The organism is Flavobacterium limicola, from assembly GCF_003634755.1.
Taxonomy (GTDB): Bacteria; Bacteroidota; Bacteroidia; order Flavobacteriales; family Flavobacteriaceae; genus Flavobacterium; species Flavobacterium limicola.
This window is the reverse complement of sequence record NZ_RBXA01000001.1, coordinates 370,436-395,085: the sequence shown is the minus strand read 5'-3', so window position 1 is coordinate 395,085 and position 24,650 is coordinate 370,436. Positions and strand designations below refer to the sequence as shown.

The window sequence follows — 24,650 nt, the reverse complement described above, 5'->3', positions numbered from 1 at the left end:
AGTGCTTTTGTAAACTTTGTGCCTAAACACCTTTGTTTCTTTGTGCCTTTTAAAAAACTAGCAATACTCGTTGAAAGCGTCTTTTAAGTTTTCAGCAATTAGTTCCGCTGGGCGACCTTCAATGTGGTGACGCTCTAGCATGTGTACTAATTCTCCGTTTTTGAACAAAGCCATACTTGGCGATGATGGAGGAAAAGGGAACATGTGTTGTCTTGCAGCATCAACTGCATCTTTGTCAACTCCTGCAAAAACAGTGATTAAATGGTCTGGTTTTTTAGCGCCATCTAAACTCATTTTTGCTCCCGGACGTGCGTTTCTAGCAGCACAACCACAAACCGAATTTACAACTACAAGCGTTGTTCCTTCTAATTTCATTGCGTTTTCTACCGCTTCAGCACTATGTAAATCTTGAAAACCTGCAGCTGTTAATTCCGCTTGCATTGGTTTTACCATTTCTTCTGGATACATATCTTTTTATTTTAAATCAATATTAATTTTGAGTTGCAAAGTTACAAAGTTTACAATCAAGAATTGGAGTTGAATTATAAAGTTTTGTTATAGTTTGATTGTTATTTTATTGCTTTGGAAGCCACGTGAAAAATAGCTTTTATAAATAGCATTTTTGGACATTTTAAAATCACCTGAATGTCTTCGTATAAAGTAGTTTCCTCGTCCAGAAATTTGAAAATTAAGGTTGGATTTCCTTTTTTAAACATCGAAGAAAAGATGTGGGAACCCAATTCATTTTTTCGGTCCAAAATATCTAGCAAAAGCAAATCATAAAACCAGAATTTAGTTTTTTTATGAAATTTCGTGAAGTCGGTTTCCCTTTGAAGAAAGGCAACTAATTCACTTGATTTTTTATCAGAATTTTTAAAAGTATAACCCGTACTGGCTTTCGTCCAACCACCGGAAGTCCCTATGTTTAGTACGTTTTTAGTATTTGCTTTCCAAAAAGGATAACACGTCATAGGAATACTGCCTTGCTCTTTTTCGACAATTTCATAATTCGTTATCCCAAGTTTTTCGATGTATTGCCGGATTTCGTTTTCGTATTCTTCCTTTTTTAAATGCTTGTGCGAAAACAAAGTGTATTCCAGTAAAGCTTCAGTTTTTGATGTGGGCAACACGTACATGAAACGGGTATTCCCTCTTTGTTCCACCGAAAAATCCATGAAAGTAGCTTGCTCCGGATTGAAAACAGGCTGCTCGCTTTTGATAAACCAACCAATAAAATGCTGCTGTAAAACCGGATATTTCGTCTGGCTTTCTGCTTTTTGTCTGTTGTAAATACTGTTGAATAATTTTGAGCACGAAAAGGATTCACTTTCGGTTTGTACCAGAATTATAGTTTCGGATTCTTCGATTTCTAAGACTTTTTCATGTATAAAAGTGATATTTTCTTGTTTCGAAAGCAAATCAAATACTTGGGTATAAAAATCCAGCCCTTTTACCATATTGTAGTGATACGGTTGCAAGTCTAAATTCCTGCGAAAGTTTTCATTGGCAAACAAAGCCGAATCCCATTTCTTTGAGATTGATTGTTCCCAAAGTGAATTGTTTGTTTTCCAAAAACACCACGTTCTGTCGTTGGTTTTTTTAGTATTTTCATCCAATAACAAAATACTTGTATTCTTAAATTTTCCGGATTGCACCATTTTATATACGGTCATCAAAGCCGATAATCCTGCGCCGGTAAAAATATAATCGTAGTGTTTCATTTTGATGTTAGGGAATTCTTTTCAAAAGTAACTAATTATTTTGTTCTCTCAAGGATTCAATTAAGCGCTTTTGTATTCAGGAAAGAATGTTTTATTACCAAAAATAATGAATTGGTAATAAAAACATCAGCTTTTCGATTCGTTTATTGGTAAATATAATTGGCTATATTTGAAAAGTAATAGATACTTAATATGTCTCCCATTTCAAATAAAATCCCAAAAAATTTAAAAGAAAAATTTGATCATGTTTATTGTTCAATTTGCTTATTTAATTCCGCTTTAACGGAGTTACAAATAATTTCAGATCATGATTATAGCGAAAAAGAACTTTCAATTGTAAACTCCCATACTTTCAGTTTGTATAAGGTTACTTTACAATATTGCTTAATAATGGAATATACTAAGCTTTTCGAAAGAGGAAGAAGTAATAAAGAGGAGCATGTTTCATCTTTATTCAGATTAAATGAAGCGATTTTAAAAGATGACGAATCATTTCGATTAAAATTTATCGAAAATGAAGAGAATTTAACTAGACTAAAATCTACTGTTTTCTTTGAGCATATTAAAGTTCTAAGAGATAAAAAATTTGCACATTCAGATTCGCACGAGAAAAACTCTCCATTTAATATTAAGGGATTTCAGACTAAAGATTTTGAAGATGCATTTTTTCATTTATCAATAATAAAAGAAGTATTGATAAATTGTAGTTCTGAATTTGATTTTGAATACGACCTTCAGATTCCTAATTCAGATAATAGGACAGAGAACTTTATTCGTTATCAAGCAAAATATAAAGATTATTATTTTAAAGATTATTTAAAAGCAAGGCAAGAAGGTTTATAGTAAAGAGTAATTTATTGTAAAGTTTGACATTTCCCCAAAAATAGGCAATTTTATTCTTTTAGTTTGGCTAAAATCAGCTTTAATTCTTTTGGTTTTAAGTACCCGCTGTGCTGAAAAATAATCTCGTTTTCACTGTTCAAAACACACAATACAGGAAAGTTCAATTGTTTATTTATTGTTCCTAGTGCGATGGCCAGTTCATGTGTTCCAGTGTTATTTCCCGTGGATTTGAATTGAAAAGTGGTTTTGTTGAAGACTACCGTTCGCTTTTCTTCGGCATTGAAATTAACAAAATAAAAAGCAGTGTTAAGCTCCTTGATGATTTCCTCGTTTTTGAAAGTGGTGTTTTTCATCGCATGACAAAATTGGCACCAATAGGTTTGAATAAAAACAATCGTTTTTCTCTTTTCGATACGTTGTAAACTGTCTATTTGTTCCAATGAAACCGAATGTAACTGCGCAAATCCATCCGGAATCGCACAGCATAATAACAACAGTAAATAAAGATTCTTTTTCATTATTTTAAGGTATAACGAAGTCCGAAAAAGCTTCTGATTCCTTGGTTCGGTCCATAGACATAAGTCGTATCAAACGTTAATCCATAAGGATTTTCAGGTGTTGCCAGCACTTGTCCGTTTGTATCGTAGGTTACATTTTTATCAAACGGATCATTGGTTCTGGCAATCAAAAATGGATTGTTTTGTTTGGGTAAAAAGTTCAATAGGTTTTTAATTCCGGCATAGAATTCAAAGTGTTGCAAACCAGAATAGGTGAATTGAATGTTTTGCAAACTGTACCAAGGTGATTCCGGAGCGCGAGGATCTAAAGCACTTAAAAGAGGCAATTGCATCGGACTGTATACATTTCCGGTATAGTCTACATTCAAATCAATTGCTTGAATTTTATACGAAACACTCCAGGTTGCCGTAAATTTTTCGGTTAGAAAAGGCGTTTCTTTTCGGCCATTTTGAACGTTTTTATTGTCAAGCAAAGAAGCGCCAGTGATAATCTTTAATCCATTTGGAAAATTGAAATCGATATTCGTACTGATTCCTTGGCTTATCGCATAGCCATTGATGTTGTCATAGATAATTTGGTTTGGATTCGTATCGTAATCCGACACAATTTTATTGCTGAATCGCGTATGAAAAAACGAAGTTTCGATACCAATAAAAGTTCCGTTATCGAAATTTATCTTCTTGATATAATTCAAATTGGCATTTATGGATTGTTCTGGCTTCAGGTTATTGGCAATTATAATTTCACGAGCACCAGTCAAAGCAGCATGATCTTCGGTAAATAAATTCACCACTCTAAAACCCGTTCCAGCATTCAAACGAATGATATTATTGTCGTTCAATTTCCATTTATACGCGATTCTTGGTGTTAGGATACTTCCGTGAAACGAATTGTAATCGTAACGCATTCCCAGTAATAGCTTGTGTTTTTCAGTGAATGTAATTTCGTCTTGAATAAAAATCCCTGGTAACCAAGTTTTCTCGGGATTGTTATTTCCTAGTTTTGAAGTTGCCGGCGTATTGTCATCGTAATAATTGTATCGGGTGGCGATTCCGGTAAGTAAGTCATGATTTCCTATTTTTTTGTCCCAAGTCAATTGTAAAAAACCAATTTTTTGATTGGCAATATAACTCGTTGTGCCGTATCGACTGTCTTGAAAATGTACGTTTCCTGAAAACGAAAACATCAGTTTTTCCTGAAAAGGCAGTTGGTAACTCCCTATTAATTCTGCTCTTTTGGTATAAATGCTTTCGCCATAGATTTCGTCACCGCCACGGTGTTTTTTCTCCCAACGCACATCGCCACCAAAACGGTCTTCATAAACTCCCCGCGCGGCAATGGTAAACAATCGATTTTCTTTTCTGTCGAAAGTCCATTTTTGAAAAAGGGAAATTCGGTCCGAAAGGGAAACATCAGTAAAACCGTCGTTATCGTTGTCAATTTTTTGATTGTAGCTGAAATAATTTAATCCTAAAAGTGCGGTTGCTTTTTTACCAACATTGAGTTTTACTCCTAAATCAACATTAGTTTCCAACCAAGAAGTAGAAAACACATCAGCGGAAAATAGGGGAGCGTTTGTTGGGTTTTTAGTAATGATATTGATTAAACCGCCCACAGCTTCGCTGCCGTATAAAGACGAAGCGGGACCTTTTACGATTTCAATTCGTTCCACCAGTGAATTTGGAATTCCGGATAATCCATACACCGTAGATAAACTACTCACAATAGGCATTCCGTCGATTAAAACCAAAGTATACGGACCTTCCAGCCCATTAATATGAATATCACCGGTATTACAAACGCCACAATTAAGCTGCGGTCTTACGCCATTTACATTTTGTAAGGCTTCATAAATACTGGCCGTTGGGTTTTTCTTGAAAAATATTGGAGAATAAACCTCGACCGGAACAGCGCTTTCTAATCTTTTTACCGCTTTTAATGTTCCCGAAACCACGACTTCGTTGAGTTGGTTTTCGGTACTAGAAAGTTCAAAATCCTGAATGTTGTTTTCATTACTTTTGACAATTATATTCTTTTTTAAAGTTTGAAAACCTTCTGCTACAATTTGTATTTTATAAATTCCCTCAGCAATATTCTCGATGCTGTACTTTCCTAAACTATCAGTTTGAGTGGCGTATTTTGTTCCTATTAAAAAAACACGAGCCTCCGAAACTCCTTTTTTTTCTGATGAAACAAATCCCGAAAGATTAGTTTTTTCTTGTGCATGGCCAAGGTTAAACATCAGAAAAACAAATAACGCACATATTTTTTTCACCGTACTTAAATTAAATTTAGGCAAAGCTAAAAATTATATTTTGCAAAACAAATTTTTTAATTACATTTGTATCAATAACTTAATTGATTTAGCGAGAAGTCTGAAATATGAAATCAAAAAACGTTAATCTTCAATCTTAAATTAAATGACCTTTTCAGAAGAAAATTATCTCAAGACCATTTACCACCTTACTTCCGTTTCGGATACTGATATCAGTACCAATGCCATTGCTGAAAAAATGGAAACCAAAGCATCATCCGTTACTGATATGCTCAAAAAACTCTCCGAAAAAGACTTAGTGAACTACGTAAAGTACCAAGGTGTTTCCCTTACGGATAAAGGAAAATTAGCGGCGAAAATGATCGTTAGAAAACATCGGCTTTGGGAATGTTTTCTCGTGGAGAAATTGGATTTTTCTTGGGATGAGGTACACGATATCGCCGAGCAATTGGAACACATCAAATCCGAAAAGCTCATCAATAAACTGGATGATTTTTTGGGAAATCCTACCGAAGATCCACATGGAGACCCGATTCCGGATGCTAATGGACGAATTATAAAAGTAGAAAAACAACTGCTTTCTGAATTTGAGAAAAACCAAATCGGGATTTGTGTGGGTGTTAAAGATACTTCGTCAGATTTTTTAAAATATTTAGACAAACAGGAAATTGCTTTGGGTTCCCAAATTGAAATTATCGAAAAGGAAAGCTTCGATTCCTCTTTCCGAATTCGAGTTGGAAGCAAAGAAATAACCATTTCAAATAAAATAGCCAGTAATTTATATATCAAATAATTATGTTTCAATCTATAGTAGATTATTTCACGAGTATCGATCCAATATTAGCCGCTTTGTATGCGAGTTTGTTCACTTGGTTCCTAACGGCTTTAGGAGCTTCGTTTGTTTTTATGTTTAAAACCATGAATCGTACTGTTCTTGACGGAATGCTCGGGTTTACGGGAGGTGTTATGGTTGCAGCCAGTTTTTGGAGTTTATTGGCTCCAGCCATAGAAATGACGGGTGGTGAAGGATTTGCGAAAGTTATTCCTGCAGCTTTTGGTTTTTTCCTTGGTGCGCTTTTTATATTTGGAATTGATAAAGTGTTGCCGCATTTGCATATCAATTTTAAAGTTACCGAAGGAATCAAATCGCCTTGGCAACGTACCACATTGTTGGTTTCCGCAATTACACTGCACAATATTCCGGAAGGATTGGCGGTTGGAGTTCTTTTTGGTGGTGTTGCTGCCGGGATTCCAGAAGCTTCTATCGCGGGTGCTGTTACGTTAGCAATTGGTATTGGAATTCAAAATTTTCCAGAAGGAATTGCTGTTGCCATGCCGTTGCGCAGAATGGGAATGAGCCGATGGAAAAGTTTTATGTACGGACAATCTTCAGCATTAGTTGAGCCGGTTGCCGCTGTTTTAGGTGCATTTGCTGTTACATTTTTTACTCCAATTTTACCGTACGCTTTGGCTTTTGCCGCAGGCGCGATGATTTTTGTAGTGGTCGAGGAAGTAATTCCGGAAACACAACAGGACAAAAATACCGATATTGCCACGCTTGGATTCGTTGGAGGATTTATCGTGATGATGGTTTTGGATGTGGCTTTAAGTTAGAAATTTAGTGGTTTTAAAAGAATATAGTAATCCTTTAAACATAACGTATGAAAAAGTCAATTCTATTCCTTTTTATGATGATCAGCAGTGTAGCTTTGGCGCAAAGCCCAAAAGCACAAAAAGTTAAATACACAACTATAAAGCAAAAAGTCTGTCCCAATCAAAAAGGATTTCAGTTGGTTTTAAAAGCAATTGTTTCTGATTCTCGTTGCCCTGAAGGTGTGACTTGTATTTGGGCGGGAGAAGTTAGTGCTGTTGTTTCGGTGTACAAAGATTCAAAATTGTTAGAAGATACGACTTTGGTGTTTTCGATGAAAAACGAAGAAGACAATAAAAAGTGGTTCTCTAAATATCTGCCTGAAAAACAAAAGAAGATAAAAAGCATTGGTGTGGTGCCGTATCCAAAAGAAGGAAGCAAGATTAATCCGGAAGAGTATTATCTGAAAATTGGTTACTTAAAACAAGATTAGCTACAACCACAATCGCCGCTACCGCAATCTTTATCGGATTTTTTCTTTTTGAAAAAGAATTTTTTAATCAAAAAAGCCAGTGCTATTCCGAGTGCTAAAAAAGCTAAAATTTCTTGAATATCCATATCGTAAATATAAGAAAAAGCAACCCGAAAAGGTTGCTTTTTTGCGTTAAACTAATGACAAAGTTTTTACAACTGCGCCATGATTCCAAAGTTAATTCCAAAAGGCTGACCTGGTCGTAAACCTGCAGGAACTCTAGAAACTGCGTATTCTTTGTCCAATAAATTAATAATATTTCCCATCAAACTGATGTGTTGGTTGAGGTGGTATTTAGCCGAGAAGTCTATAATAAAATTCGAAGCGACTCTGTTATTCGCCGGAATAGTTCCAACACCAGCTTCAGTTCTGAAAGCATCTACGTATTTTCCGCTAAGGGCAAAATTGAATTTTTCTGTTTCAAATGCTGTTGTGATAGCCAACTGATTTTTGGCGATGTATGGAATTTCATCTCCACTTTCTACAGTTCCCCAAATCGTGCTGTTGAAATTATTTTTCAATTCAGTATCTGTCAAAGTATAGGAAACAGTAACCGGCACTTTAAACCCTTTTTCTGAGTTATTGATAACATCGTAGGTTGCCAGTAATTCGATTCCTTTTACGATAGCTTCTCCTGCATTGAATAAATCTCCAGTCCCGGCTCCTCCGCCTGACATCGAATCTGAGCCTTGAAGATTTGAAAAGTTGTTGTAATATCCAATGATTTCCCCTTGCAAAGCATTTTTGTGAAAACGGAAACCTAATTCGGTGTTCAAACTGCTTTCCGCATCTTCGCCAGCTTTCACACCTGGAGGTGAAAACCCTTTGTGAACGCTTGTAAAAATATTGTAGTCGTCATTTATTTTATACAAAATCCCCATTCCTGGAATCCAAACATTTGTTTTGTTATTGGCTTTCGCCAAAGATGTTCCCGCTCTAATCACATCATTTGTACCATAATTCAACGAATTCAGTTTGATGTCTTCGTAACGAATTCCCGGTGTGAAAGTAAATTTATCTATATTCAGGTTGTAAAGAATATGCGCTGCAATGGCTTCGGCTTTTACAATAGCGTTGGCGTCAGTTCCGGGAGTTCCGTTGCTGGTTCTGTTCATCACACCGTTTTGAATTGCATATCCGTCAACCCATTGGAAACGATCTTCAAAATCTTCATGGTAGCGGATGCCAAAATCAATATCGTGTTTTGTTTTTCCGGTTTCAAAAGTGTAGTTCGCTACGGTTTGAATTCCTTTTGCTTCATACATACGGTTGTTCGCTTTCACCAATAAAGCGTTGTTTATCGTGTTATCTACACCTGTTATTGCTCGGTATTCTACATTGTAAGTGCCAGGATTTGTCAAAATATTATTGATGCTTACCCTTGATGCACCGATTTTTACGGCATCTAATTTGTACCAGTTTCTGGCAAATTCATTTTTATAAGCTTTGGTAGTAATGCTGAAGTTTTGAAAAGGTTTTATCAAATGCGTCAGCATAATTTGTTTGTGCTCCGTTTCAATATAATCTTCATTGGAACCCACATATCTTCGGTACGGATTTTCAGCGTAATCTGCATCGGTCAAGCCAAGGTAGGTTTCGTTTGCCAAATCTTCGCTATATTGGATTTTTGCGGTTAAGGATTGATATACTTTTGCATCAGCATTTGTATTAATCCTGAATTTTGCCACATAATCATTCCCTTGAAAACCAGAGTTTTTTGAGCTGTTGTCAATTTTTTTGAATCCATCAGAATTTCGGTTGTTGTATTCTAAGACATAACCAAAATTTTTATGTTCATCGCCAATATTCACGTATGTTTTTTTGGTGTTAAAACTTCCAATACTAGCTATTATACGACCTGAAAACTTATTTGGTATTTGAGTCGAAACCATATTCATGGCGCCTCCAGTTGTGTATGGTCCGTACTGGATTTGGCTTCCGCCTTTCAATATCTCGAAAGATTGCATTCTGTTTACCGTTGGGAAATAATAAGCGGCAGGAGCGGAGTAAGGAGCCGGAGCAATAAGAATACCATCTTCCATCAAGGTGATTTTTTCACTTCGATTTGGGCTGGTTCCTCGCATTCCAATATTCGGACGTAAACCAAAACCGTCTTCTTCCTGGATAGTAACTCCGGGAACAGTTCTCAGAATTCGAGAAACATCGTCGTAGTTGAAGGTTTTTAATTCTTTTGGAGAAATAAAATAAGTAGAACCGGCTTTGTTTTTAGCTTTAAATTTGCTTCCAACGATTGCATCAGTGGTGATGATGACTTCATTTAAACTTTCAATACTGTCTTTTTGGGTTTTCGAAAGTTCCTTTTCTTGCGCAAACAAAGCTGATGTAACTAATAGTGAAGCTGCAATTATATTATTCCTCATTTTTATTTAGATTAATTCTACGCTGCAAAGGTAAAACCCAAATCTTATTTAGACAAGATAAAAATAATAAAAATAAAAAATTTAACGTTTGTTGATTAAATAAGCGAGGTTTTATTTCAAGATTTGGTATGCAATTAAAGCCACAACATAAGCAAATCCAGACATGAAGATCAATTGTCCGGCTGGCCATTTCCAAGAATTGGTTTCTTTTTTAGTAACCGCTAATGTACTGGCGCATTGCATGGCAAAAGCATAAAACAACAACAGCGATATTCCAGAAGCAAAATTGAAGATTTTTTCTCCGGTAACGGGATTGATTTCGGCAGCCATTTTGTTTTTTATGGTAACTTCATTGTCGCTTCCGCCAACGCTGTAAATCGTGGCTAATGTTCCCACAAAAACTTCTCTGGCAGCAAAGGAACTAATAATTGCAATTCCAATTTTCCAGTCGTAACCCAAAGGTGAAATGGCAGGTTCAATGGCTTTTCCCATGATTCCAATATAGGAGTTTTCCAGTTTTTGAGAAGCCACAGCATTTTCAAATTCGGTTTCCGATAATGGATTCAGCTTCGTGTTTTCAACAACAATTTTTTTCGCGTTGTTAAATTTCTCTCCTGGACCGTAAGAAGCTAAAAACCACAATACGATGGAAATCGCCAGAATGATTTTTCCGGCTCCAAAAATAAAAGCTTTTGTTTTTTCGATTACATTGATCCCCACGTTCTTGAAAAGAGGTAATTTGTAATTCGGCATTTCTACCACGAAGTATGTTTTTCCTTTAATTTTAAGGATTTTATTCAAAATGTAAGCGGAGAAAATAGCCATTCCAAAACCTAGAAGGTACAACAACATCAAAGTCATTCCTTGCATGTTCAGAAATCCAAAAACACGATTGTCCGGAATTACCAATGCAATAATGATAGCGTAAACAGGTAATCTGGCAGAACAAGTTGTGAATGGAGTTACCAGAATCGTAATTAATCTTTCTTTCCAGTTTTCTATATTTCTAGTTGCCATAATCGCAGGAATCGCACAAGCTGTTCCAGAAATAAGCGGTACCACGCTTTTGCCTGATAAACCAAATTTACGCATGATTTTATCCATCAGGAAAACCACACGGCTCATATAACCACTTTCTTCTAGTATAGAAATAAACATAAATAAGAAGGCGATTTGTGGTATAAATATCAAAATCCCTCCAATTCCCGGGATGATTCCCTGCGAAATTAAATTGGTTAAAACTCCTGCTGGCAGTTCTTCGGCAGCAAGCGTGCTCAACGAAGCAAAAGAAGCATCGATGAAGTCCATAGGAATCTTAGACCATTCGAAAATGGATTGGAAAATAACAAATAAAATCAAAAAGAAAATGACGTAACCCCAAACTTTATGTGTCAGCACGCGGTCGAGTTTGCTACGGTAATCTCGTGCAACTGAGGAATCAATTTTTAGTCCCACTTTCAAAACATCATTGATGAATTGATAGCGTTTTATAGTTTCTTTTTGTTGCAGTCGTTTTAAATCAGAGTGCGATTTTGTGAACGAGCTTCGGATTTCATTTCGTTCTAAATTAAGGAAATTTACGTCTTGTGTAATTACCAACCATAATTTATAAAGCAATTGATTGGGGAATGCTTTGCGTAAACTGTTGAAATAATCCGGATCAATTACTGAGGCATTCAGGCAAGGTTCGCTTGAAATAGTTCGGTAACTGACAATCAAATTTTTTAACTCGTCAATTCCATACCCTTTTCTGGAACTGATTAATGCAATTTTAGTTTTTAAGTGCTCTTCAAGATACGGAATATCCAGCGTAATCCCTTTGAATTTCATTCTGTCAGCCATGTTGATGACTAATATTGTTGGAATTTCAAGGTCTTTTATTTGGGTAAAAAGAAGTAAGTTTCGTTTTAAATTTTCCACATCGGTAACGACAAGCGCGACATCAGGATATAATTTATCGTTTTTGTTCAGTAATAATTCAATGACCACATTTTCATCAATGGAACTGGCATTCAGGCTATATGTTCCGGGTAAATCCAGAATATTTGCCTTGATATTATTGGGTAATTTACAAAAGCCTATCTTTTTTTCAACGGTAATTCCGGGATAATTCCCCACTTGTTGATTCAAACCCGTAAGTTGATTAAAAACGGAAGTTTTACCCACATTCGGATTCCCGATTAAAGCGACATTGATGTTTTGTTTGCTTACCATATGTTGGTTTTTATAATGTCAACCTCAATTTCTTTTGCAGTTTCCACCCGAATTGCAACATGTGAACCATTAATATTCAAATATAAAGGATCTCCAAAAGGAGCAATTTGAAGTAATTCAACCATATTGCCGGGTAAGCAACCCATTTCCAATAATTTTAATGGAACGGTGTCGATGTCAAAGTCTTTTATAATGGCTTTTTCGCCTTTTTTGAGAGAATGTATCGTTGTTTGCAAACCTTATTTAGATTGAATTAAGATTGCAAAAATACACATTTTAATACAAACACAAATGATAATTATCACATTTATACGGTAATTAAAACAAATCAATCCAACAGATAATACAGCGAATATCTTTATAAAAACTGGGGTTCGTTCGGATGCCTATTATTCATTAGCTAAAAAAGTAATGTCTTCAATTAATCGTTTCATGTCCTCTTTGTTGGTGCCGTCATAAAAGCCACGAACTCTTTTTTTGGTGTCGACCAAAACAAAATTTTCGGTGTGAACCATGTCGTAAAGTTCACTTGGTTTTCCAAGTTTCACAGCCAAATAGGATTTTCTGGCCATGGTATAGATTTCTTTTTTATCTCCGGTAACTAAGTTCCATTTATTGTTATCAACATGATGTTTTTTGGCGTAAGCCTTCAAAACGGGAACGCTGTCTGTTTCGGGAAAAACAGTGTGTGACAGCAATTTTACCTTTGGATTATTGGCGAAAGCTTTTTGGATATCGGATAAGTTGGTGGTCATTTTTGGACAAATAGAGCCACAAGTGGTAAAGAAAAAATCAGCCACATATATTTTGCCTTCGTAATCTTTTTGGGTGATGGTTTTTCCGTTCTGGTTGATGAATGAAAAATCAGCAATCGTGTGGTATTTGCTTTTGTACTGAACCGTGCTGTCTACTAATTCCGGATTTACATCTGCGGGATTAAAAATGGGAAGTGTTTTTTTTGGCTTTAAAGCCGAATAAAATAAGGTTAAAATGATTGCCGAAAGAACAATGAAAACCCCAAAAAAGAGACGGTATTTTTTAAAAAACTCAGACATAGTGCTATTTTGGTGCAAAAATACGAAAAGAGAAATTGTTTTAAATCAAATTAACACAATCTTATTTTAGATAGATTCTTTGGAAATGAAGGATTTAAAATTAATACCTTTTTTGATTAAACCTTTTAGAAAGTTTGAAGTCAAATAGTGATGTTTTTGTAAATAGTAGATTTTAACTAAAAATCACATTATTTATCAATAGCTTTGTTAACATAACTAAAAAACTAAAAAAAATGAAAAAAACCAGCAATAAGCAATTGCTTTTTGTGATTCCCGCAATTATGGGTTTTGCGGTGGGTCAAGCACAGAATGTTCCGGCAACTAAAGAACCTGGAATTAATGTGATGAATATTGATAAGAAAGTAAAACCCAGTGATGACTTTTTCAGGTATGTAAATGGGACTTGGCTGGACAAAACTGAAATTCCAAGCGACAGAACTTCTTGGGGGAGTTTCAATGAATTATTGAAAAAAACCGATAAAGATGCCATGGATATTTTGAAGGAAGCCTCAAGAAATCCAATCTATAAATCGGATACTGATCAAGGAAAAGCAATCAATCTTTTTAAATCTATTTTAGATACTGTAGCGAGAGATAAGCAAGGAATTACGCCACTTAAGCCATATTTAGTTAAAATTGATGCCATCAAAAACACTAAAGATTTACAGAAAGTGTTAGTTGAAATGGAACCAATAGGAGGAATAGGTTTTTTTGGGCTTTATGTAAGCGCTGATGATAAGAACAGCAGTAAGAATTCCCTTTATGTGGGTACGGGATCTTTAGGATTACCGGACAAAGATTATTATTCAGCAACCGATAAGGATTCAAAAGAAAAACGAGAAAAGTACGAGGTGCACGTAGCAAGAATGTTACAATTCGTTGGTGAAAATCCTGTTAAAGCTAAAGAGAGTGCCAGGAAAATTGTAGCGCTGGAAACAGTCATGTCAGCACCTAGACTTGATAGAGTTGAGCAAAGAGACGGACGATTGCAATACAATCCAATGACTGTTGCAGAGTTGCAAAAAATAACTCCTGCAATAGATTGGCAAAACTATTTTACAGACCTTGGTTTTACAAAACTGGAAACGGTTATTGTTACTGAACCAAGATATATGAAAGCATTACAAGCTATTATGACACAAAATAAAATAGAGGATTGGAAAGCATACATGAAATGGACTATACTCAGAAGCGCTTCGGGACAATTATCATCGGAAATAGAGGTTGCAAATTTTGATTTTTACGGTAAAACTTTAACTGGTGCTATTAAGCAAAGACCGAGAGAAGATAGAGCGCTGCAAACCGTTAACGGAACAATTGGCGAAGCATTAGGGAAGTTATATGTTGAGAAAATGTTTCCGGCTGAAGCCAAAGTAAAAGCCGAAAAAATGATTAAAAATGTAGTTCTGGCCTATCAAAACAGAATTAATAATTTGACTTGGATGTCGGCTGAGACCAAAGTAAAAGCCATTGAAAAGTTGAATAAGATTACGATTAAAATTGGATACCCAGATAAATGGAAGGATTATTCAGCATTGAAAATTTCCTCTACAGAAGCAGGTGGAAGTTATTTTGAAAATGTAAAAAATCTTAATCGTTGGTCATTTAATGAAGATGTTGATAAATTATACAAGCCAGTAGATAAAACGGAATGGGGAATGTCACCACAAACGGTCAACGCTTATTACAATCCTTCTTATAACGAAATTGTGTTTCCAGCAGCTATCTTGCAACCTCCTTTTTACAATTACCAAGCTGATGAAGCCGTGAATTATGGTGGAATAGGAGCTGTAATAGGTCATGAAATTTCTCATGGATTCGATGATTCCGGAGCGCGTTACAACGCTGATGGAAACTTAGTAGACTGGTGGACCGCTAATGATTTAAAACAATTTACTGATTTAGGAACTGCTTTGGCAGACCAGTACAGCGCCTTGGAGCCACTTCCGGGAATTCACGTTGACGGGAAATTTACTTTAGGAGAAAACATTGGTGATTTAGGTGGTGTGAACGCTGCTTATGACGGTTTACAACTGTATTTAAAAGCCAATGGAAAACCAGGACTAATTGATGGATATACTCCGGAGCAACGTTTTTTTATCTCTTGGGCTACAGTTTGGCGTACTAAAATGCGTGATGAAGCAATTAAAAATCAGGTAAAGACAGATCCACATTCTCCGGGAATGTACAGAGCTTATGTTCCAGTACAAAACGTAGATGCTTTTTATGATGCTTTTGGAGTTAAATCAGGCGATGGAATGTACATCCAACCAGAAAAAAGAGTGAAAATCTGGTAGTTTAAACGAAAGAAATAAATTAAAAATCTCATTTGACCAAAGTCTATACTTTTAGATTAAGCAAGTGAGATTTTTTTGTTAACATCTTTGGGTATTTTTGAAGAATAAAATTTAACAGAAAATTTAAAAATTTATTAATAGCTTTGTGATTATAACTAAAAAACTAAAAAAAATGAAAAAAAATAGCAATAAGCAATTGCTTTTTGTGATTCCCGCAATCATGGGTTTTGCGGTGGGTCAAGCACAAACCGCTCCTGCAGCTAAGGAACCGGGAATTAATGTGAATTACATGGATAAAAACGTGAAGCCAAGTAATGATTTCTTTCGCTATGTGAATGGAACTTGGTTGAACAATACGGAGATTCCAGCTGACAGAACCCGTTGGGGTAGTTTTGACGAATTGCGTCAACGAACTGACGCGGATGCTTTGGCAATTTTAAAAGAAGCCACGACAAATCCGATCTATAAATCAAATACGGATCAAGGAAAAGCGATTAATTTATACAAATCTATTTTAGATACTGTAGGAAGAAACAAGTTAGGAATAGCTCCTTTGAAACCGTATTTGAAGAAAATTGATGCGGTTAAAAATGCTAAAGATTTAGAGGCTTTATTGATTGAAATGGAACCAATCGGTGGTATTGGATTCATGGGTGCCGGTGTAGGAACGGATGCGAAAAACAGCAGTAGAAACGTGATTAACTTAGGTCCAGGCGGCGTAGGTTTGCCAGACAGAGATTATTATGTTTCTGAAGATGCCGATTCTAAAGAGAAACGTGCGAAATATGTTTTACACGTTGCTAAAATGTTACAGTACTTGGGCGATAAGCCTGCTGTTGCAAAAGCCAATGCTGATAAAATTCTGGCTCTTGAAATTGCCATGTCTAAACCAAGATTAGACAGAGTAGAGCGTAGAGACCGCCGTAAGTCTTACAATCCAATGACATTGGCTGAATTGAGTAAATTGACTCCATCTATCAACTGGAATAATTATTTTACAAAAATTGGATTGACAAAAGTAGATACCGTAATCGTATCACAACCTAAATACATGACCGCTTTAGAAATTATTTTCAAAGAAAATAAAGTGGAAGACTGGAAAGCATACATGCGTTGGAGTTTGTTGAACAGATCGTCAAGCCAATTGTCAACTGAAATTGAAAATACAAACTTTGAGTTTTACGGAAAAACTTTGACTGGTGCAGTAAGCCAAAGACCACGTGATGAAAGAGCACTTCAAACAATCAATGGAGCAGTTGGTGAAGCATTAGGGAAATTATATGTTGAGAAAAAATTTCCGGCTGAAGCCAAATTAAAAGCGGAAAAAATGATTAAAAACATCTTCTTGGCTTTCGAAAACAGAATCAATAATTTATCTTGGATGTCTGCAGAAACAAAAGTAAGCGCGCTTGCTAAATTGCATAAATCAAGAATTAAAATTGGTTATCCTGACAAATGGAAAGACTATTCAGCCTTGACGATTAAAAGTCCGGAAGAAGGTGGGACTTATTTTGAAAACTCAAAAAACATGGCAAAATGGCGTTTTGAGGAAAACTTAGCCGAGTTAAATAAACCAGTGGATAAAGAAAAATGGGGAATGTCACCACAAACGGTAAATGCCTATTACAATCCTTCAAATAACGAAATTGTATTCCCAGCAGCTATCTTGCAACCGCCTTTTTACAATTATCAAGCGGATGAAGCAGTAAATTATGGTGGAATCGGTGGGGTTATTGGACACGAAATCTCACATGGTTTTGATGATTCAGGTTCCCGTTACAACGCTGATGGAAATTTAGTTGACTGGTGGACGGCTGAAGATTTGAAACAATTCTCTGCTTTAACGGGAGCTCTTGCAGCTCAATACAGCGCTTTGGAACCAATTCCAGGAACTTTCGTAGATGGTAAATTTACATTGGGAGAGAACATTGGAGATTTAGGAGGCGTAAATGCCGCTTATGATGGTTTACAATTGTATTTGAAAGAAAGCGGAAACCCAGGATTAATTGACGGATACACTCCAGAACAACGTTTCTTTATTTCTTGGTCGACGATCTGGCGTTCAAAAATGCGTGATGAAGCCTTGAAAAATCAAGTGAAAACAGACCCGCATTCTCCAGGAATGTACCGTGCCTATGTTCCTTTGCAAAATATAGATACGTTCTATAAAGCTTTCGATATTCAAGCAACTGACGGAATGTACATTGCACCTGAAAAGCGTGTGAGAATCTGGTAATCAGTTTTAAAAAACTAAAAATATCCCATTCGTTCAGTTGAATGGGATATTTTTTTTACAATTTAAAGACTAAATTGTTTTGGAAAAAGATTCTTTAAACAAATCCTATTTCTTTGGCTTTCTTAATAATAGCGTCGTCGCTTCCTTTTTCTACACCAAAATATATTTTTATTTTTGCTTTTCTTTTTTCAATAGCACTCAAGCTCAAGTTCAATAGCTCAGGCATATTTACGGTTTTGGTATTTTGACTGATCAGAATTATAATCTGTCTGTCAATAGTATCTAAAAACATTTCTTTGGTTGAAAAATCTTCAATTGTTTTTTTTACTCTTTCACTCTTATATATTTCTCCAGCAATAATTTTATTGCAAATAATACTGATTGAACTAAAATCAAGATCTGATTTTTCAATCAAACCTTCTGGATTTATATCATGTATAATACTGTTTAATCTTATAATGTTGCAATAACCTGTGATAAAAATAATTTTAGTTCTAGGGTGTCTTACTCGAATTAATTTTGCTAAATCTTCTCCATTTTCTATTTTTTTTTCGGGGTATTCTGGCATGCTTAAATCTAGTATTACTAAATCGATGCGTACATCTGGACCATTATCAAAAATGAATTTATAGGCATTTTCTAACGAATTAGCGGATGTAATTCGTGTGCTTATTTCTAAATTTGTTAAAGCCATTTTGTAACAGTCAGTAATCATAATGTGGTCATCTACCAATAAAATTTCTAGAGACATATAATTTGATTTAGGGGGCTTTATAAAAATGAATTTTAGTTTTTTATTTATTGCTATCAGTTCTGAGAGAATCGTCTCATTTTCGTGTTTTTCTCAATGAATAATTGACCAGATACAATCCGCTTAATGTAACTCCTCCACCTATTGCAATGGCAGCGTTAAGGGTTTCACCAAAAATTAGCGCTCCTAAAATTACAGCAACAATGGGGTTAATGTATGAATAGACAGTACTAATCTCTGCAGGAAGATTTTGAAGCGCATAAATAAAGGCAATGAAGGTAAGAATAGAACCCACTATAACTAAATAGGCAATCGACCACCACGAAATCGCCGGTATAGCACTCAAACTAACGGAAGTTCCAGTTGCTCCATTGTATGCAAAAATTAGAATACTGGATATAAACATTTGCAGTCCCAAACTAAAATATGGATTAAAAGTCGCTGCTTTTTTCTTGGTATACAAAGTCCCAAAAGCCCAGGTTAAAGTAGAAATTATGGAAATTATTATCCCGAATCTGAAATTTGGAATTAAGAAATCACTCAGGTGGTCGTAAAAAATAACACAAACGCCACTAAAGCTGATAATCAAACCAATAACCGATAATCTGGACAAACGTTCTCCTCTAAAAAAAGTAATAATAACGATCCATAAAGGTACAATAGCCCCAATGATTGCGCCAAGTCCGCTACTGATGTATTTTACGCCCCAAGTGCTTAATCCGTTGCTTAGAACAAAATTAAGAATGCTTAGAATGATAATTGTTTTCCATTGTTTTCCCTTTGGCCAAGGTGCTTTTTTAAACAAAAAAAAGGAAATATAAAGGAAACCCCCTAAGAATTGTCTGATGGCGACAAGCTGTAAGGCGGGCATGTGTTTTACACCTTCTTTGGAAGCAATCCAGGTTGTTCCCCAGAAAAAACTGACCCAGCACAAAGCTAAAATAGGAAGCCCAATAGTGTTCACTTTAGACGAAACAGCATTCTTAATTTTAGTTCTCACGTTACAAATTTGGTTTCGTAAAAGTATAATTTAAAACCTTTTCTAAGCGAGCGCTCAAAATTATTTTTCCACCAGAATTTTGTTCAGAATTAAACTTTGGCAAAGCCAAATTCAAATCTATAGCCTTTTGAGTATAGTACATTTCTCGGGAAGGATGAGATGGAGCCACCGCATTGAAGGTTTCATTCCAAGAATCCGTTTCAATAATTTTTAGAATTATTCCAATACAATCTTCCTGATGAATTAAATTAATCGGAGCGTCAGGATTGTCTAAATCTTCTCGACCGGCCAGGAACTTCACAGGATGACGGTCTTCGCTAATTAAGCCACCAAAACGCAATACTGTTGTCTTGAAATGGCTGTTGTTTTGCAAAAGCAGTTCTGTTTCTAGTAATTGTTTGCCGCTTTCAGTGTCTGGTTTTGGGATTGTTTCTTCAGTAACAAAAATCTCGTCATCATTATAAACCGATGTTGAGCTAATGAAAAGCACTTTTTCGACAGATGATTTTTCTATAAACGGAATTATATTTCTAATCTTGGATACAAAATTTTCTGTACCTGAACCGCGAAGTTTCGGCGGAACATCGATAATCAGAATTTCAGAATTTTCCAGAAATTCAGTTAAGTTTCCAGAGGTTTTATTTTCTGAAAGCGCAATTAAGAAAGGAGCGATTCCTGCATTTTTTAATGTTACTAATTTCTCATCAGAAGTTGTTGAGCCTTTTACTGAAAACCCATTTGTAAGTAAGGCTTTCGCCAAAGGCAAACCCAACCAACCGCAACCTAGAATACTAATTTTTGTCATTTTTTGAAAAATTAATTGACTTTCAAACTGTCTTTAGCAACTGTTAAACTATCTTTTACAACAGGATTTGTTACAGCAGCATCCAAAGTATTCACAACAACCGGACTCACTTTTATTTTTTGTCTAATGACCACTGCATCGTTCAGAACAAACGGGGTTGGCATCATCCAGTTTTCTCTTTTTGTGATTTCAAATAATGGGTTTGACAACAAATCAAATGAACTTTCTAAGAGTTCCATATCTAAAACTGTTGAAACATTCATGCTGAACTGCATTTCTAAAGGTGCATTTCCTACCACATAATAGCTCAATATCTTTTTGCCTTTTCGCTGATAAAGTGAATTTTTTTGGCCTAAAGTGGTTACGCCATTTGCTTTGAAATTATGAATTTCCATTTTTTCATTGGCAAAAATATCATAGCGATTAACGTTTCGATTCGGGGAAATTTTTATTCTCAAATACCTTTGATTGCCTACGATTCGGTCTTCCAGAAATTCAATACTTGGTTTCTGAAGGTCTTTTTTAGGCGCATTCGCCGCGTATGTAAAACCAGAATTGTATTTGCTGAACAAAGGAATTTCGTTCAAATTGGTTGCGTTTTTCGGGTTTTCACCCAAATAGCCTTTGGTCCAAGAATCAAGATTTTTGTCGTATGTTGCCCAACTTGCTTGGTCTGTATCAGCATCGTACACATACAATAAACTGTTTGATTTTGCTTTACCAGCTTCGTAACCGGATTCAGAATGCGCTTTCGCAAAAAAGCCAATGGAAAGCAAAAGAAGGATTATGGACCAGATTCCCTTTTTGGCGAAAGCCCCAAAAACTGGCAACAATAAGCCAAAAGTCAGCACCGTAAGGATGGCACTTCCAAACAGGACTTTCAATCCTAAACCTATCGGAAACATTTGGATAAAAGGCGCTATTATTAGCAAAGCGGGAATGCTTAATAGGAGATTTAATGTTTTGTTCGATTTTTGTGTCACGATAAAAAGCCCAAAAATCAATAGCCCAAAGTACACCGGAATAATCAAAAATCCTGCTCCAGGTAAAACAAAAGCTAGAATTCCGTTGATGATGATCCATAAAAATAATGGCGCTGCATAATGATTGATGGTTACTTTTCGCTCAGATAATAAATGATAAAAAACCATACTTATCGCTAAGGATAATAACACAAAAGCGGCAATATAAGCATGTCCGTTATAGGTAAATCCGTTCAGCAAATCATTGTATTGCGGATAGGCCATTAACAAGCCTTTCCACCCGAAAAAAGTGATTAATCCAGATGCAAATAAAGAACCTAATAGCGGTATAAATCCTTTACCGATTTCCCTAAACGACAAAATGCGTTTGGCTTTTCCTAAAAACAGCAGAAAAATAAACAGCGCCAATGCAATTATTACCATAGGCAAAACCCAACTGAAAGGATAACTTATAAATGTATAAGGAATGGTAAAATAGACGTAATCTTCGCTGGCTTTTGTTGTATTTAAATCTGTGTTTGAGAAATAATTTAATAGCGGCATCAAATAAGAACCTTGATGTGCTAATGTGTTTTTGTTCAAATGATGGATGTCATCTTGGGCGGTGTGATAGTTAAAATGGTCATCTATAAAAGCAAAATTATAACCTTGAATGTTGCCTTGTTCCCTGAAAACGGTCAAATCAGTATCATTGGGTAACATTTTATAGATGCTGTACATCAAGGAATTTGAAACTGGAAAAGTCGCTTTTGCGGCAGCAAACTCTTTTACTAATCCTGCATTTCCTTTGTTAGTTTCCATCAGCATATAGCTTGGACCGGATGAGCCGCGTGCTTCAAAATTTAAAACTAAGCCGACTTCTTTAGCCCATTGATGTTGGGTTACAAAAAGTGCAGCGCCATTCAGTCCTAATTCCTCAGCATCTGAAAACAGAATAATTATATCATTTTTATGCGGCGTTTTATTGTACAAAAAAGTACGAACACTTTCCAGGATTGTTGCTACACCAGAACCCGCATCGCTGGCACCAGGAGAGTAGGAGTGAGGTGCGCTGTCATAATGGGAAAGCAATAACAATGCTTTGGAACTATTGGAACCTTTGATTCGGGCCAAGATGTTTTTGGACTTTACCAGATTTCCCCAATCGCTGAGCGTATATCCTTCCTGAATAGAAGTTTCCAGTCCTAACTTATTCAGCTCTTTTATTAGATAATTTGCGACTACTTCATGATTTGCAGAACCTACAAAATGTGGTTGTTTCGAAATGGCTTCTACTTGATTTAAGGCTCTTTTGGTTGAAAATTCAGCAAGTGAACCTTCATCATCCGAAGTCCATTGTGGCATCATTGTAATGTAAATTAACCCTAGAATTAATAGGATAAATAAGCCGGCAAAAATTGAAAAATAGTCTTTTTTCATGGTAGGTTAGGTAGATTTGGGGATTTGCGGTATTAAATGTCTTTTTTGACCAACATATAAAAATCATTTTCTAAAACCATGTATCCTTGGTCGTACAAGAAATAGTAGGTATTTCCTGTTTTGGTTTGGAGGATATTGGTAAAAAATTCAAAATCAAAACCTTTACTTAACAATTTTGCCCGTGTGGCTTTTGATTTTCCGTCGGTATTTAGCTCAGATAGAATGCGGTAATTTTTGCGCAACTTGTTGTTGATGTTGCGCATAAAATTAGTACTGTCCTTGTTTATTTTATTGTTGAAAGCATTACGACAACCGTCGCTACAAAACTTTTTGTCTTCCCGGCCTACAATTTTTTCTCCACATTCTAAGCAGGTTTTATTCATGGATTTATTTTTTTGATGTCGTATAAGTCAGTTCTGCGGTCTTTTAGAATTCGAACACTTCCATGCTCGTGAAGTTCTTTCAGTAAGTCTAAATCTACATCGACTATCAGTGTCATTTCCGTATTTGGAGTTGCCTCGGCTTTTATTCCGTTACTTGGAAAAGCAAAATCAGAAGGTGTAAATACTGCTGATTGTGCATATTGAATGTCCATGTTGTTTACCTTTGGAAGATTACCCACGCAGCCGGCTATTGCCACATAACATTCGTTTTCTATCGCTCTGGCTTGTGCGCAGTGTTTGACTCTGGTATACGCATTTTGAGTATCTGTCAAGAACGGAACAAATAAAATATTCATTCCCTCATCTGCCAGTAATCTCGAAAGTTCTGGAAATTCGACATCGTAACATATCACGATTCCAATTTTTCCACAATCGGTGTCAAATGTTTTAATTTGTGAACCGCCTGTCATTCCCCAATGCTGCACTTCGTTTGGAGTAACATGTATTTTGGCATACATCTCAGAAGTTCCATCTCTTTTGCAAAGAAAACCCACATTGTATAATGTGCCGTTTTCTAAATACGGCATGCTTCCTGTAATGATGTTGATATTGTAAGAAATAGCCAATTCCTGGAAACGTTTGCGAACAGGTTCTGCATGTTTTGCTAATTCCCTAATCGCATCGGCTTCTGACAAATGATTGTAATCCGCCATCAAAGGAGCTGTGAATAGTTCTGGAAACAGCGCAAAATCACTACCGTATCCTGAAACGACATCGACAAAAAATTCGCATTGTTCGAATAAAGCTTCCAGATTGTTTAGTTGACGCATTTGCCATTGAACAAGTCCTAAGCGGATAACGCTTTTCTTAAGGTTTATTAATTTCGGACTTTCGTCGTAATAAATATTGTTCCATTCCAGTAAAACTGCAAATTCTTTTGAATCGGTATCACCTTCCAAGTAGTTTTTCATCACTCGGATTACGTGAAAATCATTACTCAACTGGAATGAAAGTACGGAGTCGTGTAATTCTTTTCTTTTTACTTTCTCGATATAAATTTTTGGAGTAAGTGTTGCTGCATGTTGTCCATAATTAGGAATTCTTCCGGCAAACACAATTGCTTTCAAATTTAATTGTTCACATAATTCTTTTCGGGCATCATACAATCGTCTTCCAAGGCGCAGTCCTCTATAATTTGGATGAATAAATACATCTATTCCGTATAAAACATCTCCTTTTGGGTTGTGGGTAGAGAAGGTGTATTTTCCGGTTATGTCAGAGTAATTATGGTTTTTGTCTACTAAACTTTCGTCAACAATTAGAGACAAAGCAGAGCCAACTACTTTTCCATCTACCAAAATTACCAATTGACCTTCAGGAAAAAGGCTTAATAATTTTTCAATATGATGTTCTCTCCAGTAGGAACCTACCATCTCCGGATACGATTCTACCATGGAGTTTTTCAACTCTTTGTAGTCATCAAATTTCAGATTTCGTAACTCTACTTTGTTTATTTTGGTTTGCATAAAAATTTTATTTTTATCAAATATAGCGAATTTTTCCCATTTACAAACGTTTACAAATAGTTACAACCGAAAGTAAATAGTTAGTAACCGAATAGTTTTTGACAGTCACCGCATCTTTG

At 35.8% G+C, this 24,650-nt stretch carries 21 protein-coding genes; 6 read left to right on the top strand and 15 right to left on the bottom strand.

Annotated features, from left to right (window positions below; genetic code table 11):
- Positions 1–57 precede the first annotated feature (57 nt).
- Both BC952_RS01725 and BC952_RS01720 read right to left on the bottom strand, forming a co-directional pair.
- On the bottom strand, positions 58–468 hold the full coding sequence (locus BC952_RS01725; RefSeq protein WP_091172289.1) for a BrxA/BrxB family bacilliredoxin: 411 nt from the start codon (positions 466–468) through the stop codon (positions 58–60).
- Positions 469–569: 101 nt separating this feature from the next.
- On the bottom strand, positions 570–1,721 hold the full coding sequence (locus tag BC952_RS01720) for a lycopene cyclase family protein (RefSeq protein ID WP_121363988.1): 1,152 nt from the start codon (positions 1,719–1,721) through the stop codon (positions 570–572).
- Positions 1,722–1,913: 192 nt separating this feature from the next.
- Here BC952_RS01720 and BC952_RS01715 point away from each other — a divergent pair, with 192 nt between their 5' ends.
- Positions 1,914–2,564 (top strand): hypothetical protein, encoded by a 651-nt coding sequence (locus BC952_RS01715; protein ID WP_121363987.1) that lies wholly within the window; start codon positions 1,914–1,916, stop codon positions 2,562–2,564.
- A gap of 50 nt (positions 2,565–2,614) precedes the next feature.
- Here the strand turns inward: BC952_RS01715 and BC952_RS01710 are convergent, their stop codons facing one another.
- Together BC952_RS01710 and BC952_RS01705 are read right to left on the bottom strand one after the other, a co-directional pair.
- Positions 2,615–3,082: a thioredoxin family protein gene (locus tag BC952_RS01710; RefSeq protein WP_121363986.1), complete on the bottom strand. Its 468-nt coding sequence runs from the start codon at positions 3,080–3,082 to the stop codon at positions 2,615–2,617.
- Positions 3,082–5,325, bottom strand: a complete 2,244-nt coding sequence (locus tag BC952_RS01705; RefSeq protein WP_121364905.1) for a TonB-dependent receptor — start codon at positions 5,323–5,325, stop codon at positions 3,082–3,084. The genes BC952_RS01710 and BC952_RS01705 overlap by 1 nt, the downstream gene beginning before the upstream one ends.
- Before the next feature lie 178 nt (positions 5,326–5,503).
- On the opposite strand from BC952_RS01705, the gene BC952_RS01700 reads away from it, so the two are divergent.
- The 3 genes from BC952_RS01700 to BC952_RS01690 are packed head-to-tail and all read left to right on the top strand — an operon-like array spanning position 5,504 to position 7,442.
- A complete protein-coding gene (locus BC952_RS01700; protein ID WP_121363985.1) occupies positions 5,504–6,151 on the top strand; it encodes a metal-dependent transcriptional regulator in 648 nt (215 codons plus the stop codon).
- 2 nt (positions 6,152–6,153) lie between these two features.
- On the top strand, positions 6,154–6,972 hold the full coding sequence (locus tag BC952_RS01695; RefSeq protein ID WP_091172296.1) for a ZIP family metal transporter: 819 nt from the start codon (positions 6,154–6,156) through the stop codon (positions 6,970–6,972).
- Positions 6,973–7,019: 47 nt separating this feature from the next.
- Entirely contained in the window at positions 7,020–7,442 is a 423-nt protein-coding gene (locus BC952_RS01690; protein ID WP_147405258.1) for a hypothetical protein, read from the top strand.
- Here the strand turns inward: BC952_RS01690 and BC952_RS01685 are convergent.
- From BC952_RS01685 to BC952_RS01665, 5 genes are all read right to left on the bottom strand, one after another.
- The gene (locus BC952_RS01685) at positions 7,439–7,567 is read right to left on the bottom strand and encodes a FeoB-associated Cys-rich membrane protein (protein ID WP_121363983.1); all 129 of its coding nucleotides are present in this window, start codon (positions 7,565–7,567) and stop codon (positions 7,439–7,441) included. The genes BC952_RS01690 and BC952_RS01685 overlap by 4 nt on opposite strands.
- A gap of 66 nt (positions 7,568–7,633) precedes the next feature.
- A complete protein-coding gene (locus tag BC952_RS01680; protein WP_121363982.1) occupies positions 7,634–9,862 on the bottom strand; it encodes a TonB-dependent receptor family protein in 2,229 nt (742 codons plus the stop codon).
- Between the two features lie 111 nt (positions 9,863–9,973).
- Positions 9,974–12,076 carry a ferrous iron transport protein B gene (gene feoB / locus BC952_RS01675; protein ID WP_121363981.1) on the bottom strand — a complete coding sequence of 701 codons (2,103 nt, stop codon included), beginning with the start codon at positions 12,074–12,076 and terminating at the stop codon, positions 9,974–9,976.
- Positions 12,070–12,312: a FeoA family protein gene (locus tag BC952_RS01670; RefSeq protein WP_121363980.1), complete on the bottom strand. Its 243-nt coding sequence runs from the start codon at positions 12,310–12,312 to the stop codon at positions 12,070–12,072. The genes feoB and BC952_RS01670 overlap by 7 nt, the downstream gene beginning before the upstream one ends.
- 153 nt (positions 12,313–12,465) lie before the next feature.
- Positions 12,466–13,131 carry an SCO family protein gene (locus BC952_RS01665; RefSeq protein ID WP_121363979.1) on the bottom strand — a complete coding sequence of 222 codons (666 nt, stop codon included), beginning with the start codon at positions 13,129–13,131 and terminating at the stop codon, positions 12,466–12,468.
- Between the two features lie 233 nt (positions 13,132–13,364).
- Between BC952_RS01665 and BC952_RS01660 the strand changes: the two genes are divergently transcribed.
- Both BC952_RS01660 and BC952_RS01655 read left to right on the top strand, forming a co-directional pair.
- Positions 13,365–15,428: a M13 family metallopeptidase gene (locus BC952_RS01660; protein WP_121363978.1), complete on the top strand. Its 2,064-nt coding sequence runs from the start codon at positions 13,365–13,367 to the stop codon at positions 15,426–15,428.
- Positions 15,429–15,600: 172 nt separating this feature from the next.
- Positions 15,601–17,664 carry a M13 family metallopeptidase gene (locus tag BC952_RS01655; RefSeq protein WP_121363977.1) on the top strand — a complete coding sequence of 688 codons (2,064 nt, stop codon included), beginning with the start codon at positions 15,601–15,603 and terminating at the stop codon, positions 17,662–17,664.
- A 94-nt stretch (positions 17,665–17,758) separates the two neighbouring features.
- On the opposite strand, the gene BC952_RS01650 is transcribed toward BC952_RS01655, so the two are convergent.
- The 6 genes from BC952_RS01650 to BC952_RS01625 all read right to left on the bottom strand — a co-directional run bounded on the left by BC952_RS01650 (position 17,759) and on the right by BC952_RS01625 (position 24,531).
- Positions 17,759–18,415: a response regulator gene (locus BC952_RS01650; RefSeq protein ID WP_121363976.1), complete on the bottom strand. Its 657-nt coding sequence runs from the start codon at positions 18,413–18,415 to the stop codon at positions 17,759–17,761.
- A gap of 76 nt (positions 18,416–18,491) precedes the next feature.
- Positions 18,492–19,415 (bottom strand): DMT family transporter, encoded by a 924-nt coding sequence (locus BC952_RS01645; protein ID WP_121363975.1) that lies wholly within the window; start codon positions 19,413–19,415, stop codon positions 18,492–18,494.
- A gap of 1 nt (position 19,416) precedes the next feature.
- Positions 19,417–20,220, bottom strand: a complete 804-nt coding sequence (locus BC952_RS01640) for a Rossmann-fold NAD(P)-binding domain-containing protein (protein WP_121363974.1) — start codon at positions 20,218–20,220, stop codon at positions 19,417–19,419.
- Between the two features lie 11 nt (positions 20,221–20,231).
- Positions 20,232–22,550, bottom strand: a complete 2,319-nt coding sequence (locus BC952_RS01635) for a M28 family peptidase (protein WP_121364904.1) — start codon at positions 22,548–22,550, stop codon at positions 20,232–20,234.
- Between the two features lie 104 nt (positions 22,551–22,654).
- Positions 22,655–23,005 (bottom strand): hypothetical protein, encoded by a 351-nt coding sequence (locus BC952_RS01630; RefSeq protein ID WP_113635944.1) that lies wholly within the window; start codon positions 23,003–23,005, stop codon positions 22,655–22,657.
- Positions 23,002–24,531 carry a bifunctional GNAT family N-acetyltransferase/carbon-nitrogen hydrolase family protein gene (locus tag BC952_RS01625; protein ID WP_121363973.1) on the bottom strand — a complete coding sequence of 510 codons (1,530 nt, stop codon included), beginning with the start codon at positions 24,529–24,531 and terminating at the stop codon, positions 23,002–23,004. The genes BC952_RS01630 and BC952_RS01625 overlap by 4 nt, the downstream gene beginning before the upstream one ends.
- Between the last annotated feature and the right edge of the window lie 119 nt (positions 24,532–24,650).

Bases quoted from the DNA above. Each gene is read 5' to 3' on its own strand.
- BC952_RS01725 (WP_091172289.1), bottom strand. From the start codon at position 468: ATGTATCCAGAAGAAATGGTAAAACCAATGCAAGCGGAATTAACAGCT.
- BC952_RS01720 (WP_121363988.1), bottom strand. From the start codon at position 1,721: ATGAAACACTACGATTATATTTTTACCGGCGCAGGATTATCGGCTTTG.
- BC952_RS01715 (WP_121363987.1), top strand. From the start codon at position 1,914: ATGTCTCCCATTTCAAATAAAATCCCAAAAAATTTAAAAGAAAAATTT.
- BC952_RS01710 (WP_121363986.1), bottom strand. From the start codon at position 3,082: ATGAAAAAGAATCTTTATTTACTGTTGTTATTATGCTGTGCGATTCCG.
- BC952_RS01705 (WP_121364905.1), bottom strand. From the start codon at position 5,325: ATGTTTAACCTTGGCCATGCACAAGAAAAAACTAATCTTTCGGGATTT.
- BC952_RS01700 (WP_121363985.1), top strand. From the start codon at position 5,504: ATGACCTTTTCAGAAGAAAATTATCTCAAGACCATTTACCACCTTACT.
- BC952_RS01695 (WP_091172296.1), top strand. From the start codon at position 6,154: ATGTTTCAATCTATAGTAGATTATTTCACGAGTATCGATCCAATATTA.
- BC952_RS01690 (WP_147405258.1), top strand. From the start codon at position 7,020: ATGAAAAAGTCAATTCTATTCCTTTTTATGATGATCAGCAGTGTAGCT.
- BC952_RS01685 (WP_121363983.1), bottom strand. From the start codon at position 7,567: ATGGATATTCAAGAAATTTTAGCTTTTTTAGCACTCGGAATAGCACTG.
- BC952_RS01680 (WP_121363982.1), bottom strand. From the start codon at position 9,862: ATGAGGAATAATATAATTGCAGCTTCACTATTAGTTACATCAGCTTTG.
- feoB (WP_121363981.1), bottom strand. From the start codon at position 12,076: ATGGTAAGCAAACAAAACATCAATGTCGCTTTAATCGGGAATCCGAAT.
- BC952_RS01665 (WP_121363979.1), bottom strand. From the start codon at position 13,131: ATGTCTGAGTTTTTTAAAAAATACCGTCTCTTTTTTGGGGTTTTCATT.
- BC952_RS01660 (WP_121363978.1), top strand. From the start codon at position 13,365: ATGAAAAAAACCAGCAATAAGCAATTGCTTTTTGTGATTCCCGCAATT.
- BC952_RS01655 (WP_121363977.1), top strand. From the start codon at position 15,601: ATGAAAAAAAATAGCAATAAGCAATTGCTTTTTGTGATTCCCGCAATC.
- BC952_RS01650 (WP_121363976.1), bottom strand. From the start codon at position 18,415: ATGTCTCTAGAAATTTTATTGGTAGATGACCACATTATGATTACTGAC.
- BC952_RS01640 (WP_121363974.1), bottom strand. From the start codon at position 20,220: ATGACAAAAATTAGTATTCTAGGTTGCGGTTGGTTGGGTTTGCCTTTG.
- BC952_RS01635 (WP_121364904.1), bottom strand. From the start codon at position 22,550: ATGATGCCACAATGGACTTCGGATGATGAAGGTTCACTTGCTGAATTT.
- BC952_RS01630 (WP_113635944.1), bottom strand. From the start codon at position 23,005: ATGAATAAAACCTGCTTAGAATGTGGAGAAAAAATTGTAGGCCGGGAA.
- BC952_RS01625 (WP_121363973.1), bottom strand. From the start codon at position 24,531: ATGCAAACCAAAATAAACAAAGTAGAGTTACGAAATCTGAAATTTGAT.